This is a genomic window from Limnobacter sp. UBA3528 (assembly GCF_002377005.1).
In the GTDB taxonomy this organism is placed as follows: Bacteria; Pseudomonadota; Gammaproteobacteria; order Burkholderiales; family Burkholderiaceae_B; genus Limnobacter.
This window is the reverse complement of the sequence record NZ_DFOZ01000053.1, coordinates 18,401-33,232: the sequence shown is the minus strand read 5'-3', so window position 1 is coordinate 33,232 and position 14,832 is coordinate 18,401. Positions and strand designations below refer to the sequence as shown.

Here is a 14,832-nt window from a genome sequence, read left to right as displayed (position 1 = left end):
CATGGCCTTTGAATTGGACCTTGATGCCTCGCGCGGCATATTTTTCACCGAAGCACGGCAGTTGCTGGCTGAAGTAGAAAGCTATGTGCTGCAGCTGGAGCAAAACCCCAACGACACCGAAGTGTTGAATGCGGCCTTCCGTGCTGCGCACACCATCAAAGGCAGTGCAGGAGTTTTTGGCCTGCTGGTGATTACGCACTTTGTGCACGACCTTGAAACCGTGCTGGATCGCGTGCGCAATTCAGAAATCGGATTTGACGCGAACATGAGCACGCTGGTGTTGGAGTGTCGCGATCACATTTCAGAACTGGTGGACTGTATAGAGGCCGGTGGCGATGCTGAGCATGTCAGTCCCGACATGGCTGTTGCGCAGGCGGGCTTGACTGCCCGTTTAAAAGCCTACCTTTTGCAAGAAGACCAACCAGACGCTATCCAGCCATCAAGGCCGCTTGAGGTGAATAACACCGAGCAAACCTGGCATGTATCGGTACGGCTGGGGCGCAGCACTTTGTGCGATGGCTTTGATCCTGCACCCATTTTTTCATACATGGAAACGTACGGCGAGTTACAAGCCGTAATCCCTGTGCTGGACGCGCTACCCAGTTTTGCTGACTTAGATGCAGAGTCGTGTTACCTGGGGTTTGAACTGCGCTTTGTGACCGCCAAAGGCCAGGCTGGTATTGAAGATGCGTTTGAGTTTTTGACTGAAGAAAGCCGGGTTCGCATTCTTTCTCACAGTTGCACCCCTGAGCAATGGGACGCGCTGGTCAGTGCACTGCCTGAAGGTGCAGCACGCGCTGCTGAATTGTTGCAGGAAGCAGGCTTTCCGAGACCACAGGAAGAAGCGTTGCCTGAAGTGATGGAAGTCACAGGCAATGCGGTTACCACAGCTTCTGGAAAGTCAAAGGCAACAGGCAAGGCCACACCGGTGAGTTCCTTTATTCGAGTGCCTTCCGACAAGCTGGATGCGTTGATCAATCTCGTGGGCGAGTTGGTGATTGCCAACGCCGGCACTGTAGAACAAGCCAAACATTTGAACCACACTGCCATGCTGGAATCAACCAGTGCCGTGGCTGGTTTGATTGAAGAAATTCGCGATGGTGCACTCGGCCTGCGCATGGTGCAAATTGGCGAAACCTTCCAGCGTTTTCAACGTGTGGTTCGCGACACCGCCATGGGTTTGGGCAAGCAGATTCAACTGGAAATTTCAGGTGAAGACACCGAGCTGGACAAGTCAGTGGTTGAAAAAATTGGCGACCCCCTGATGCACCTGGTGCGCAATGCACTGGACCATGGGCTTGAAACACCGGAAGAGCGTGTGGCCGCTGGCAAGCCTGCTACAGGCAAGCTGCAACTGAATGCGTATCACGACAGTGGACACATTGTGATTGAAGTGAATGACGATGGCCGTGGGCTGGCACGCGAGAAAATTTTAAAGAAAGCGATTGAGAAGGGCATCGTTACGCCCGACCAAACGCTGAGCGATACCGAAGTCAACATGCTGATCTTTGCACCGGGATTTTCCACTGCAGACAAGGTGACCGACATTTCCGGTCGTGGTGTCGGCATGGACGTGGTGAAGCGAAACATTGAAGCCCTGCGCGGTTCAGTGCAGGTGCGTTCACGGCCAGGCAATGGTTGTACGTTCGAGATTCGATTGCCGCTGACCTTGGCGATTATCGATGGCTTCATGATCGGTGTGGGCGGATCGGTGTATGTGATTCCGCTTTCGTATGTGCGTGAATGCCTTGAACTGCCTGTCGATGCGTTGGGTACAGAGGACCGCATGGACATTCACTACGATCTTCGCGGCGAATTCCTGCCGTGTGTACGACTTCGCAAAGTATTCCACCCCAATGCCAAGCGTCCCAAGCGCGAAAACATCATTGTGGTGAGTTTTGGTGGCGTACGAGCTGGCATCGTGGCCGATTACCTGCACGGTGAATCACAAACAGTGATCAAGCCCTTGGGCAATCTGTTCGAACAAAACAGGGCAATCAGCGGGGCCACCATCATGGGCAACGGTGACGTGGCCCTGATCATTGATGTACCGAAATTGATCACGGAAGTAAGCAGCATTTCAACAAAAACGGCGGAGCTGGAATTCAGCCGGCATGCCATTGAACAACCGGCAGTTCCAAGCCAAAGCCTTGAGCAGGCCGACGCGTAATTTTACAAAGGAAAACGAACATGGGCGCTTTTGATCTTTTCAATAAAAAACAATTGACTGAGCAGGCCGAGGCTGTAGAGGTCTTGCAGAAGAAATTAAGTGAGGCGGAGTCGGTGCTGACGGCAGTGAGTAAAGTCCAGGCGATGATTGAATTCAAGCTGGACGGCACGATCATTCATGCCAATGAAAACTTCTTGAGGGCTGTGGGTTACACACTGGATGAAATCAAGGGCAAGCATCACAGCATGTTTGCTGAGCCTGGAGTCAGCAGCACGATTGAGTACCGCCACTTCTGGGACAAACTGGGCCGTGGTGAATACGATGCAGGCCAGTACAAACGCATTGGCAAGGGCGGCAAAGAGGTCTGGATTGAAGCCAGTTATAACCCCATCATGGATCAGAGCGGCAAACCCTTCAAAGTGGTCAAGTTTGCAACAGACATCACACAAGCAACATTGCGCGCCACATTCAACCGGCGTGCCCTGGGCGGTCTGGAAAACGTAGAGGTGAACGTGATGTTGGCCGATGCCGGATTCAACATTGTGTATGGCAATGCGTCTTTGACTGACATGTTGCGTCGTGCTGAATCCGACATTCGGAAAGACTTGCCCAATTTCAATGCGGGCAAAATTATTGGCACCAACATCGATGTATTCCACAAGAACCCTGCGCATCAGCGCGGCATGCTGGGTAACCTGAAGAGTACCCACAAGACTCAGCTGAAAGTGGGTGGCCGCACATTTGATTTGATTGTTAATCCGATCGATGACGACAACGGAACGCGTCTTGGCTATGTTGTGGAATGGAAAGACCGAACCGCAGAAGTGGCCATTCAGAATGAGATTTCCGAAATAGTGAGCCGCGCCTGTGACGGCGACTTCAGCGAACGCATTCGCGAGAATGACAAGGAAGGTTTCTTCAAGAATCTGGCGTTGAGCGTCAATGGTTTGTTGAGCACCACATCAAGTGGCATGGAAGACGTGGGCCGCGTGCTGAAGTTGCTGGCCAACGGCAATATGACCCAAAAAATCACAGCAAATTACAAAGGCCTGTTCGGTGAGTTGAAAGACGATGTGAACACCACCATTGATCGTTTGAGCGATGTGATTCAGGAAGTGCGCGGCAACGCAGATTCATTGACCAATGCCGCACGCGAGATTTCCAAGACTTCACAAAGCTTGTCGCAAGGCGCCAGCAGCCAGGCTGCCGGTGTTGAAGAGGTATCTGCCAGCATTGAAGAAATGGCGGGCTCGATCAAGCAAAACAGCGAGAACAGCCGAGTGACCGATCAAATTGCGACCAAGGCCGCTGAAGAGGCGAAAGAGGGTGGTCGCGCGGTGACTGAAACCGTGAATGCCATGAAAGCGATTGCCGACAAAATTGGCATTGTGGATGACATTGCGTACCAAACTAACCTGTTGGCCTTGAACGCGGCCATTGAAGCAGCCCGAGCCGGCGAACACGGCAAAGGTTTTGCAGTGGTTGCGGCGGAAGTTCGCAAGTTGGCTGAGCGCAGTCAGGTGGCTGCACAGGAAATTGGCGACCTGGCCAGCAGTAGCGTGAAGCAGGCCGAACGTGCAGGCAGCCTGTTGCAGGAAATGGTGCCCGCGATTAACCGCACCTCGGACCTGGTGCAGGAAATTACGGCTGCATCGAACGAGCAAACCAATGGAGTGGCGCAAATTAACCAGGCCATGATGAGCTTGAATCAGCAAACCCAGCAGAATGCAGCGGCTTCTGAAGAGCTGGCTGCCACAGCCGAGGAAATGAGTGGCCAAGCCAGCATGTTGAACACAGCCATGAGTTTCTTTGACACAGGCACAGGCCGATCAACCGCCCGTGGTGCCAGCCATGCCGAGCGCAAGCCAGCGCCAGGTAAGGCCAGCAGCCCGAGCGGAGCAAACGGTTTCGACAGTTTCGACGACTTTTAATAGGGGCATTCACCATGAGCAATGTCAATGAGCAATTGGCCAAGGCCATGGAGAGTGACAGCGCCAGCCACCAGTACCTGACCTTTCAGGTACATGGGCAAAAGCTGGCGGTGGAAATTCTCCGGATCAAAGAGATTATCGAATTTGGACGAATCACCGTGGTGCCTATGATGCAGCAATGCATCAGTGGTGTGATCAACCTGCGCGGCTCTGTGGTGCCAGTGGTGGATTTGAGTGCCCGGTTTGGGCAAGGCAAAACCACCATCAACCGCCGCACTTGTATTGTGATTCTCGAATCGCAAATGGCCGAGGAAACGCAAGTGGTTGGCTTCATGGTGGATGCGGTGAATGCCGTGGTCGACATTGGTGCCGAGTTTATTGCACCACCACCGCAGTTCGGTGCGGGTGTGAAAACCGACTTCTTGCGCGGTATTGGCAAGGTAGACGACGAGTTTGTGCTGGTGTTGAATGTCGAGCGTTTGTTGGATTTCGATATTCCCACCGACCTGGAAGAAGCCGCTGCGGCAGCAGTCGCCTAAGCAACTTCTTGGAACTGGAAGGTATTGATGCGTCACTGAGATCATGAGCTGACACACCCACTGGGGGGATATTCTTCCAGTGGGGCACCATGAGATATCTCAACCGCATGTTAAAACTAAAATACGTCCTCGATATCTCAGACAGTGCCTCTCGCGCCCGGCAGAGAATGGCTTTCGCCGGGCTTTCCTTTCTCATCGTATTCTTTCTTGCGCCAGGCGGTGCCATTGTCGGCAGCAGTGCCCGCATGGTGTTCATGATTGCTCTGGGTGTTTATTTTCACCTGGCCTGGGTGCAATCCTGGTTAATTTCCAATCGCGAACGACACTGGGAGAAGATCGAGCTACCCAGTTACTGCATCGACCTTCCACTGATTGGTTGGGGCCTGGCGGTTGCTGCTGAATTCCTGGCGCCAGTGTCCCCCTTGATTGCTGTTGTGGCTTTAATCCGAGGCATTCGATACGGCCCTTGTATGTTGGCTTGCCATATTGGCTTGGGTATCGCGATTGTGTTGGGCCTGACCTTGTTTGTGCCCTACTGGCAGGGCCACCTTGAGCTGGTGTATGCCAATCTCTTTTTGTTGCTGGTGTTGCCCGTTCAGTTTTACGGGGTGAGTGTAAAAATTCAGGCCAGCTCAAAATCGCTACGTCAGGAAAACCTGACCGACCCCTTGACCCGCAGCTTGAATCGCAAAGCGCTGGAGGCCGCCGTGTGGCGCATGCTCAATGCCAAAGACCCGTTTGTGCTGTCTTTTCTTGATCTCGACAATTTCAAAATGGTCAATGACACCCTTGGCCATGCCGTGGGCGACAAGTTGCTCAAACGCATCAGCACAAAGCTGTCGGTTCGGTTACGAGCCGAGGACAAGGTATATCGTCTGTCTGGTGATGAGTTCGTGGTGCTAAGTTTGGGCAACAGTCGGCAGGAAATGGCAGAAAATTTAGGGCAGCGTATTCGGGCAGCAATTGCCGAAGCAATTGATTACACTTGCCCCGATTTGCCGGTGTCAGCCAGCGTGGGTGTGCTGCAGGTGCTTGCTTTTGAGGACGTCAGCCTTGAAAAGCTGTTGGCCCGGGCCGACCAACTGATGTACCAGGCCAAGAAAACCGGGAAAAACCAGGTGTTGGTTGCAACACTGTGACTTCAAATGATCAGCCTTTCGTTGGGCAGTAGGTGCTGCTCAGCTTTTGTGGATTGGCTGGGGTTTGAAGCTCGGGAGCCTGGTGCACGTAGGTGCATTCCGCGATCTCGCCGTAGTTGGAATCGCGCGTGGCCAAGGCTTTGCTGATTTGTATTGAAATGAAGGTTCCCATGAATGCTGCAATGACGAACCACAATACTTTCCTGTTACGTCTAAAAAATGCGCTTAAATCAAACATGTAAACCGGTCAAACCCAGAAAGTGTTAATTGTTGTAAATTGGAAACAATTATTCAAAATATTAAACAATAAGTCAATTCTTATTTGACAGCCTTGTCAATCTCGCCCACATCGAGAATGGGCGAGGCGTCGATGGCCTCTGCGCCCAGCAAGGTAGTCACCCGGCCCAGCACGGAAGCAATTAAATGCTGCTCCCAACTTTGAAGTTGTCCGAAGCGCTCAGCGAAGCGGGTTTGCAGGCTGGAAGGAGCATCGTTGACTTCGTGTTTGCCCTTTTCTGTCAGCACGACTTCAAGTCTGCGTTTGTCCACAGTGCTGCGAATTTTCTCGATCAAGCCACGGCTTTCCAGTTTTTGCAGAATCACTGTGGAGGTAACAGGAGACAGGCTGAGCGACTTGGCCAGCTCACCGGGGGAGATGCCAGGGTTGTCGGCCACTGATTGCAATGTCAACAGCTCAGAGGTGGCCATGTCTGCTTTTTTGGCCAGCTCTCGGGCGCCCGATTCGGTGGCGCGAATAATGCGGCGAAGCGAAATAAGTGAATCTTGTAAGGTGCTGTCCATGCTCGCTAACCCGGTGATTTAATTCATTTTGATGAATTGTAGTGATTAACCGGTCCGGTGAGTTGGAATTTCCTACGCTTAGAGCAATCCCACCAAATTTAACGTTCTTGGAGGTGTTGGTTAAGGTTTGATCAATGTTTGCAATAATTTATAAAATAAACTATTATTGGTTTGTTCTTTCATAAAAACTCTTTATCGCGTTGGTGCGCAATGATGAGCTTTTACGAAAGGATGAGAAGTAGTTTATTTTTTAATAGCAAATGGGTCTGCCAATAACAGAACCATCTCATCCAAATGTCCAAAGATGATGTCGTTTTGCGACATCCCGTGCTTGAAGACGGCACTGCCGTGTTCGACCTCGTGGATGCTTGCAAGCCTCTCGACCTGAATTCCCATTATTTGTATCTGTTGCAATGCAGTCATTTTGCTTCAACTTGTGTTGTGGCGACCTTGCATGGTGAGCCTGTTGCTTGGGTGTCTGGCTACATTCCACCCAAGCACGCAGACACTTTTTTTGTCTGGCAAGTGGCAGTGGGCGAGAAAGCCCGAGGCCTTGGCCTGAGCAAGAAACTCATTAACTGGGTGGTGGCCCAGCAAAGCGGGATTTCAAAAATTCACACATCCATAACGCCCGACAATGCGGCGTCATGGGGACTTTTCAAATCACTGGCCCGCGATTGGGGCAGCGATTTGTCTTCACGAGACTGGTTTGAAGAACAGTCTCACTTTGGCGGTCGACACAACACCGAGGTGTTGGTGGAAATCGCCTTGCCAACTCAAGGAGTACAACAATGAGTGACTCAAGCAAGTCAATCGACTTTCAAACCCTGAGCAAAATTCGCACATTCCAGAAAAACGAGTCAGAAGCGCGCAGCTATTGCCGCAGCTTTCCAACTTTGTTTGTGCGGGCCAAGGGCAGCTACATGACCGACATGAATGGTCAGGATTATCTCGATTTCCTGTCTGGGGCAGGCTCGTTGAACTACGGGCACAACGATCCAGAGATGAAATCGGCATTGCTTGACTACATTGCGGACGACGGCATTGGCCACAGTCTGGATATGCACAGCGCTGCAAAAGCCAAGTTCATTGATGCGTTTAACCGCCACATTTTGAAGCCACGTGGCATGCAGTACCGCATTCAGTTTACTGGCCCCACAGGCACCAACTCGGTTGAGGCAGCAATCAAGCTAGCCCGCAAAATTACCGGGCGCAAGCAGGTAATTGCCTTTACCAACGGTTTCCATGGTGTGACCCAGGGCGCACTGGCCTGTACGGCCAACACCCACCACCGCAGCCCATCGGCTTCAACGCTGTGTGGCGTAGACCGTTACCCTTATGACGGTTACATGGGTGAAGGTGTAGACACCACCGAGTACCTTGAAAAAATGCTGACCGACAAGTCGAGTGGCCAAGACGCACCGGCTGCAGTGATTGTAGAAGGCGTACAGGGCGAGGGTGGTTTGAACCCGGCCTCCATGAAGTGGCTGAAAAACCTGGCCAAGGTGACTCGCAAGGCGGGTTCCATGTTGATTCTGGATGAAATTCAGGCCGGTGTTGGCCGCGCAGGTTCTTTCTTCAGCTTTGAGGAAGCGGGCATTGAGCCCGATTTGATCTGCCTGTCCAAATCATTGTCAGGCATGGGCCTGCCCATGGCTGTGACCTTGATTCGCCCCGACCTTGATTTCTGGAAGCCCGGTGAGCACAACGGCACTTTCCGCGGCAACAACCATGCATTTATTACTGCTGCAGCATCACTTGAAAAGTACTGGGCCAACCCGGCATTCGAGCGTGGCATTGCGCAGCGTGCCGAGGTGGTGAACCAAAGTTTGAACCGTATTTTGAAGGCGAACGACAACATCACCGTGCAAGTCAAAGGCCGCGGCATGATGCAGGGCATTGAAATGCAAAACGGTACCTTGGCCGACGAGGTGGTGGCTGAATGTTTCAAGCACCACATGATTATTGAAACCTGTGGCAACGATGGGCAGGTGGTGAAAGTGTTTGCCGCCCTGAATATCGAAATGGAAGACCTGAAAAAAGGTTTGGCCATTCTGGAAAAAGCCGTGGCGGTGATTAGTGCCAAGGCCGAGAAAGAAGCCAACAGCAAAAAGGTGAAAGCATGATTGTCCGAAAACTCAGCGAAGTACAAGACACGGAAAAGCACATTCATTCCAAGGGTTGGGACAGTGTCCGCATGCTGCTGCGTGACGACAAAATGGGCTTTTCCTTTCACATCACGACCATTCACGCCAAGGCGGAATTGCACATGCATTACAAGAACCATCTTGAGAGCGTGTATTGCGTCAGTGGCAAGGGCGAAATTGAAAGCAAGATTGATGGCAAGGTGTACCCGATTGAGGCGGGCACCATGTACGCCTTGAACTTGCACGACCCGCATATTCTGCGTGCATTCGACGAGCCCATGATCATGGCCTGCGTGTTCAACCCACCCGTGACTGGTGCGGAAGTTCATGACGAAACCGGCGCGTATCCTGCGCTGGCCGAATAAAGACAAAGGAGGCAAAACACAATGATTGTTTCAGCCGTAAGAGATCCATACCCCACACGTGACAAGTCTGAGGGTGCCTTGATTCGACGCACTGAGCCAGTGGTTCACGGCGAGTGGACTGAAGACTCGCCCTTAAGCCAGGCGCAGGTGGAGCAGTTTGAACGAGATGGTTACCTGGTGTTGACCGATGTATTTTCAGCACATGAACTGGATGAGCTGCGCGCAGCCGCCGAGCGTGTCAGCAAGAACTGTGCGCAAACCCACGCTGGCCAGCTGATCAAGGAAACGGACAGTGAGCAACTGCGTACCTTGTTTGGTATTCACGGCATGGAAGGTTTGCTGAAAGACACGGCAAGTAACCAGCGCATGCTGGAAGTGGTGCAGTTTCTGTTGAACGACTCTGTTTACATTCACCAGTCGCGCTTGAACTTCAAGAGCCCGCAATATGGCAGCGGCTTTGAATGGCACAGTGATTTTGAAACCTGGCATGCAGAGGACGGCATGCCCGGCATGCGCGCCATTAGTGCCACCGTGCTGTTGACCGACGAAATTTCTGCCGACGGTTCTTTGAAGTTTATGCCACGCAGCCACAAGACTTTCGTGGCTTGCCCTGGCGAAACACCCGACACCCAAGGTTATCGGGAGGCATTCAAAAAACAGGCAGTAGGTAAGCCACCTGCATTGTTCCTCGACTTGCTGGAAGAAAACGGTGGTGTGCAGGAAGTGGTTGCACCAGCGGGTTCGGTGTTGCTGTTTGATTGCAATGTGATGCACGGTGCCGGCAAAAACACCAGCGACCATTTGCGTGCCAACCTGTTTTATGTGTACAACGCAGTCAGCAACGCGCTGAACTCGCCGTACGCGGCAGGTGCTCCACGGCCAGAATTTCTGGCCGCTCGACACATTGAGCCATTGACCTTGCAGGTGCCCGCTTAATTTGGGCGCAAGCTTTTTCATTTGCCTTGCCCTGGTGTTGCTGATCGGTTTAAGTTCAGCACGCCAGGCCAAGGCAAGCGCGGCCGATTACTTCGTGGCCAGTCGCAGTGTGCCCCCATGGCTGGTCGGCCTGTCGGCGGTGGCCACCAACAATTCCGGTTACATGTTCATCGGCCTGATCGGCTATACCTACGCGGTGGGTATTCAATCGGTGTGGCTGATGGTGGGCTGGATTGCAGGCGATTTGATCGGCTCGAAAGTTGCACATGAACGCATGCGCGATGAAGCTGAACGCGTGCATGCCAATGGCATTATCAGTTTGTTGGCCCGTTGGGGCGACACCCGCAACCGCAGCTGGCAAGTGTTGGCCGCCTTGGTCAGTGTTGCCTTTTTGAGCACCTACGCAGCCGCCCAAATTTCGGCGGGAGGCAAGGCGTTGGAAGGCATGCTGGATATTCCCATGGCCATTGGCATGGGCATGGTGGCCTTGGTCGTGATTGCTTACAGCATTGCAGGCGGCATGCGCGCCTCAATTTGGACAGATGCGGTTCAATCGCTGTTGATGGTGGTGTCCATGGTGGTGTTGCTGCTTGCAGCGGTGAATCATTTGGGTGGTTTGCAGGCGGTATTTCAACAAGCCGGTGCCATTGATGGCTTTTTGAATCCAAGCCCCACCAACCTCGATGTACCGGGTTTCATAGGCCCTCTGGCTTTTGTGGTGGGCTGGATGTTTGCTGGGGCTGCCGCCTTGGGCCAACCACACATCGTCAGCCGTTTTCTGGCTTTGCAAAATACCCGTCAAATGAACCAGGTGCGGTGGTGGTACTACAGCTACTACCTTTTGTTCTATAGTTTTGCAACCGCAGTGGGCTTGCTTAGTCGTCTTTATTTTGGTGAAAGCACGGGTTTCGATCCTGAAATGGCTTTGCCCAATATGGCGCGGGATTTGTTGCCACCCTGGTTGGCCGGGTTGATGTTGGCGGGTATTTTCGCAGCCACCATGTCCACGGCCGATTCGCTGGTGCTGTCGTGTTCTTCAGCCCTGACACAAGATTTACCCCGAAATCCATCCGAGAACCGATGGTTGCTGAAAGCTGCCACGGGCTTCACCACACTTTTTGCCTTGGGTATTGGCTTGTGGAGCGAGCAAAGTGTGTTCTCACTCGTGGTGTGGGCCTGGGGTACACTGGGAGCCGCGTTTGTGCCCATTTTGATTTGGCAGGTACTCGGTGCAAAATTAAACTCGTTGGCGATGTTGTGCATGTCAAGTACCGGCGTGATGGCCACAGTGGCTTGGAAGTTTTATGGCTTTCCGAGTACCGTCTACGAGGGCGCGGTGGGCATGTTCAGCGCCTTTGTTTTGGGTGCAATTTTCACAATAAGTAGTATCCGCAGCAGGTTTCACCCCTAGCTACCCCGATTGGGGGGATAGGTGTATCACCCCAAGTTGTTAAATTGTGCGAATGCCTTGCAAGTTCTTGCCGGGTGTCACTATTCAATAAATAAATCAGCAACAAGCTGCATACATCGAATCAGGGGCGGTGCATTTCATGAATTGGTTGGTGGAGGACTTTGCATTCGCAGCAGCTGCAATCTCAGAGGCCCATCTTTCCGGATTGGCCTTTGGCTTTTTCGCGTCCCTGCTGGCCATGACCGTGGGCGTGGAAGTTCGAATCAAAAACCCGCCCCTGATTGCCAATAGCCACTACCTGATTCGACGAGGGGTACTCATTACCCTTTATGTGATTTCCATGTTTTTTGCCTCGGCGTTTGTGGGTTTAACCCTGCCTTCCGCCAAAGACGCCCTGTTCAGTATTTCGGGAACCGTACTCACTTTTGTGGTGTGTATTGCGGTGTTTCTGTATGTGGACTATTTGGTGCAGTCGGCCAAGGGTGCAGCCAAACTGTTCATGTTGCTGTTTACGTCGCTGGGCATTCTGATCCAGTTTCTAATCCACATGGCGTTCATTTTTATTCCCAACAACCATCAAATACTGGATGTGCGTTGGCTGGGTTTGATCACCATGTACCTGTTTCTTTTTGTGTGCATGGGCTTGCTTAGCCGGTTTGCCCACGAAACCTCGGTGGGAAAATCCAAGCCACTTCAAAGCCGGATGATTTACATTTTCGGGATTGTGGGTTTGAACCAGATGATTGCACTCAGTCTGATTGGTTTTGTGCACGTAAACGATGGCCCCGAACATGCGGATTGGTACGGACTATGGACAGGATGGGCCGGGTTCGAAATATTCATCAGCTTTTTCGCTTTGCTGATGATTTCAGTCTTGATTTGCTACGTCTATGTGCTGCTCGACAAATCAGTGCAGGTTTTGCGTGCTGACAACCAAAAACTGCAGGTCATGAAGCAAGACGCCTTGGAGCAAGTGGCCAATGCCTCCGAGAAACTGGAATTGGAACGAACCCGCATTGAACAGCTGGAAAAATCAATTGAAACGGTTCAGCAGGACCATGAAATGTCGGTTGACAGTTTGGTAGCTGCGGTGGCCACGCTTGAAGATGGTGTGTTTGAGTGGGACATTGAACAGGAAATTGTGGTGTTCAGTTCAACCTGGCGACGTTTGTTTGGTTTTGATGAGCAGGCGCAGTCTGCAATCTCGGCTAAGGCCTGGCGATCTGGCATCCTAAGCGAAGACATCAAGGGCCTGGATTCAGCCCTGCAGGCTTGCCTCACGGCCAACTTGCCCAGCACGGCAGTACAGGTGCGTTATGCCACTGTGTATGGTTCTTTGTTGAAGCTTGAAATTCACTTGGTGGCTGTGAAGAATGCATACGGATTGCCCAGCAAAGCTGTGGGTATTATTCACGATCGAACTGAGGAAATGGACCTGGAGCTTTCCATTCGGGAGGAGTTGAATGAGGAGTCCTTGTTGTCTTCCCGAAAATCCCAGTTTGTATCCTATCTCTCGCATGAAATTCGAACGCCGATGACGGTGATTGGATCAGCCAAAGCATTGCTGGAAAGTTCACTTCAGAAAGACCCGGTGAACACGGAAACGGCCTTGCATTACATCGATCAAATTGGTGGTGCTTTGCGTTCGTTGCGTGCCTTGGTGGATGAAACCCTGATGTTCATGGGTGCCAATTTCACACGCAACCATTTAAACATTGCACAGCTGGATGTACGAAAAGTGTTTTGCCAGTTTTCTTCGTTTGAGCAGCGCCGAAGGCATGGTCAGCACTGGCTGGAGTATGAGCTGCACCCCAGCTTGGACAGGTTTGTGTTTTACTCCGATGAGTATGTGTTTACCCAAGCCATGCGGCAAATGTTGTCGTTTGCGGAAAGCAAAGAGTCACATGCTGGCAAATTGACTATCAAGATGCCCACTGATCACACTTTGAATTTGTGTATTGAGTTGCTGGAGTGGCCCGCCTGGATGATCAAGGGTGGACAGCTCGAGCCTGCGCACGATGAAGAAACCGTGGTGCCCTTCAAGGGGGAGTGTTTGCCATTCACTTTGCTGTTGACCAAGCGGGTGATCCGTTTGATCAATGGGCGCATCATGATCAAGAACCGCCGCAACCGCCACTGGTTGTGTGTTGATCTGCCATCCCTGAAGGAGGAAGCATGCCGCGCGTCATGATCGTAGAGGATGACTTGACCATCCTGAGTAATCTTTCGCAGTTGCTGCAATTGAGCGGGCTAGATGTGATGGAGGCCCACGATGGACAAGAGGCCTTGCGCTTGCTGCTGGAGTGCCGCGTACACGATGCGGCTTTGCCCAGAATGATCGTGAGCGATTTGATGATGCCCAATATGGATGGCTTTGATTTGTTGCGCGCAGTGCGTGGCGATACGCACTTCAAGAAGTTGCCTTTTGTGTTGTTGAGTGCACGCAGCGATGCCAGTGATTTACAACAGGCGTTTGCCTTGGGGGCCAATGATTACCTGATTAAACCGTTTGAAGTCGAGCAGCTGATGGAGGTGATCCGCTACCATTTGTCGCATTCGTCAGGCCGCAAAAGCGACCCGCTGACCGGCAAGGATTGCACGGTTGACACCGATTTTTTTCTGGAATGATCAGCCCGTGTTCAACACGGAAATACTCAAGAGACGGCCAATGGCGCCGTCAATTCCAGCGATGAAGTAGGGCAGGCTGACCCAGAGAATCCACAGGCCCACACCAATGGTGATCGAAAAGCCGATCGACATTACATTCAGTTGTGGCGCTGCGCGCGCCAAAATGCCCAGCACAATATTGCTGATTAGCACAGCTGCCATGACTGGCAATGAAATTTGCAGGGCAAGCATAAACATGATGCTGCCGGCCATCGCAATGCTTTGGCTATTGACCACAGCAAGATTTGCACTGATCGGAATCAACTCGAAACTTTGAACCACTGCGGCGATGACCAACAGGTGACCATCAATGACCAGAAAGGTCAGCATGGCCAGTACACCCAGAAAACTGCCGATGAGTGGTGTTTGCGTGCCGCGTGCGGGGTCAATGAATTGTGCGAAGGCCAAGCCCATTTGCAGACCGAGCAAGTCGCCTGCCATTTCAAATGCGGCAAACACAAGCCGCATGGAAAAGCCCATGGCCACACCAATCAGTATTTGCTGAATTAAAACCGGAATGGTTTGTGCTGAACTGAGCACCGGGGGAGCCGGCAGCAGCGGCATCATGAGAATGGCAATGAGTGCGGCAAGACCTACACGTGTGCGGCGTTGCACGGTGCGGTTATCGAACACAGGGGCAGTGGCCAGCATGGCCAGAATACGGATAAAGGGCCACAAAAACGAGGCGATCCAGATTTCGAGTTGTTCGCCGTTGATGGGGACCAT

The 14,832-nt window shown here is 52.2% G+C and carries 14 protein-coding genes; 11 read left to right on the top strand and 3 right to left on the bottom strand.

What is annotated here, in order from left to right; genetic code table 11:
* Nucleotide 1: 1 nt before the first annotated feature.
* From B4N58_RS14370 to B4N58_RS14355, 4 genes are all read left to right on the top strand, one after another.
* On the top strand, nucleotides 2–2,170 hold the full coding sequence (locus tag B4N58_RS14370; protein ID WP_291750489.1) for a chemotaxis protein CheA: 2,169 nt from the start codon (nucleotides 2–4) through the stop codon (nucleotides 2,168–2,170).
* Between the two features lie 20 nt (nucleotides 2,171–2,190).
* Nucleotides 2,191–4,101 (top strand): methyl-accepting chemotaxis protein, encoded by a 1,911-nt coding sequence (locus tag B4N58_RS14365; protein WP_291750488.1) that lies wholly within the window; start codon nucleotides 2,191–2,193, stop codon nucleotides 4,099–4,101.
* A 14-nt stretch (nucleotides 4,102–4,115) separates the two neighbouring features.
* Nucleotides 4,116–4,640: a chemotaxis protein CheW gene (locus tag B4N58_RS14360; RefSeq protein ID WP_008252468.1), complete on the top strand. Its 525-nt coding sequence runs from the start codon at nucleotides 4,116–4,118 to the stop codon at nucleotides 4,638–4,640.
* A gap of 89 nt (nucleotides 4,641–4,729) precedes the next feature.
* Complete coding sequence (locus B4N58_RS14355; protein WP_291750487.1) at nucleotides 4,730–5,779, top strand: GGDEF domain-containing protein; 1,050 nt, start codon at nucleotides 4,730–4,732, stop codon at nucleotides 5,777–5,779.
* 10 nt (nucleotides 5,780–5,789) lie between these two features.
* On the opposite strand, the gene B4N58_RS14350 is transcribed toward B4N58_RS14355, so the two are convergent.
* Together B4N58_RS14350 and B4N58_RS14345 are read right to left on the bottom strand one after the other, a co-directional pair.
* Nucleotides 5,790–5,951: a hypothetical protein gene (locus tag B4N58_RS14350; protein WP_156799708.1), complete on the bottom strand. Its 162-nt coding sequence runs from the start codon at nucleotides 5,949–5,951 to the stop codon at nucleotides 5,790–5,792.
* A gap of 146 nt (nucleotides 5,952–6,097) precedes the next feature.
* Nucleotides 6,098–6,580 (bottom strand): MarR family winged helix-turn-helix transcriptional regulator, encoded by a 483-nt coding sequence (locus B4N58_RS14345; RefSeq protein ID WP_291750486.1) that lies wholly within the window; start codon nucleotides 6,578–6,580, stop codon nucleotides 6,098–6,100.
* Nucleotides 6,581–6,874: 294 nt separating this feature from the next.
* On the opposite strand from B4N58_RS14345, the gene ectA reads away from it, so the two are divergent.
* The 7 genes from ectA (at nucleotide 6,875) to B4N58_RS14310 (ending at nucleotide 14,067) form a co-directional block, all read left to right on the top strand.
* On the top strand, nucleotides 6,875–7,375 hold the full coding sequence (ectA, locus tag B4N58_RS14340; RefSeq protein ID WP_291750485.1) for a diaminobutyrate acetyltransferase: 501 nt from the start codon (nucleotides 6,875–6,877) through the stop codon (nucleotides 7,373–7,375).
* On the top strand, nucleotides 7,372–8,706 hold the full coding sequence (ectB, locus tag B4N58_RS14335) for a diaminobutyrate--2-oxoglutarate transaminase (protein ID WP_291750484.1): 1,335 nt from the start codon (nucleotides 7,372–7,374) through the stop codon (nucleotides 8,704–8,706). Before ectA ends, ectB begins: the two co-directional genes overlap by 4 nt.
* Entirely contained in the window at nucleotides 8,703–9,092 is a 390-nt protein-coding gene (locus B4N58_RS14330; protein WP_291750483.1) for an ectoine synthase, read from the top strand. The genes ectB and B4N58_RS14330 overlap by 4 nt, the downstream gene beginning before the upstream one ends.
* A 21-nt stretch (nucleotides 9,093–9,113) precedes the next feature.
* Nucleotides 9,114–10,028, top strand: coding sequence for a phytanoyl-CoA dioxygenase family protein (locus B4N58_RS14325; protein ID WP_291750482.1), 915 nt, complete (start codon nucleotides 9,114–9,116; stop codon nucleotides 10,026–10,028).
* A gap of 1 nt (nucleotide 10,029) precedes the next feature.
* Nucleotides 10,030–11,439: a sodium/proline symporter gene (locus B4N58_RS14320; protein ID WP_291750481.1), complete on the top strand. Its 1,410-nt coding sequence runs from the start codon at nucleotides 10,030–10,032 to the stop codon at nucleotides 11,437–11,439.
* A 139-nt stretch (nucleotides 11,440–11,578) separates the two neighbouring features.
* Nucleotides 11,579–13,630, top strand: coding sequence for a histidine kinase dimerization/phospho-acceptor domain-containing protein (locus B4N58_RS14315; RefSeq protein WP_291750480.1), 2,052 nt, complete (start codon nucleotides 11,579–11,581; stop codon nucleotides 13,628–13,630).
* The gene (locus B4N58_RS14310) at nucleotides 13,615–14,067 is read left to right on the top strand and encodes a response regulator (RefSeq protein WP_291750479.1); all 453 of its coding nucleotides are present in this window, start codon (nucleotides 13,615–13,617) and stop codon (nucleotides 14,065–14,067) included. Before B4N58_RS14315 ends, B4N58_RS14310 begins: the two co-directional genes overlap by 16 nt.
* Here the strand turns inward: B4N58_RS14310 and fliR are convergent, their stop codons facing one another.
* Nucleotides 14,068–14,832, bottom strand: a complete 765-nt coding sequence (gene fliR, locus B4N58_RS14305) for a flagellar biosynthetic protein FliR (protein WP_291750478.1) — start codon at nucleotides 14,830–14,832, stop codon at nucleotides 14,068–14,070.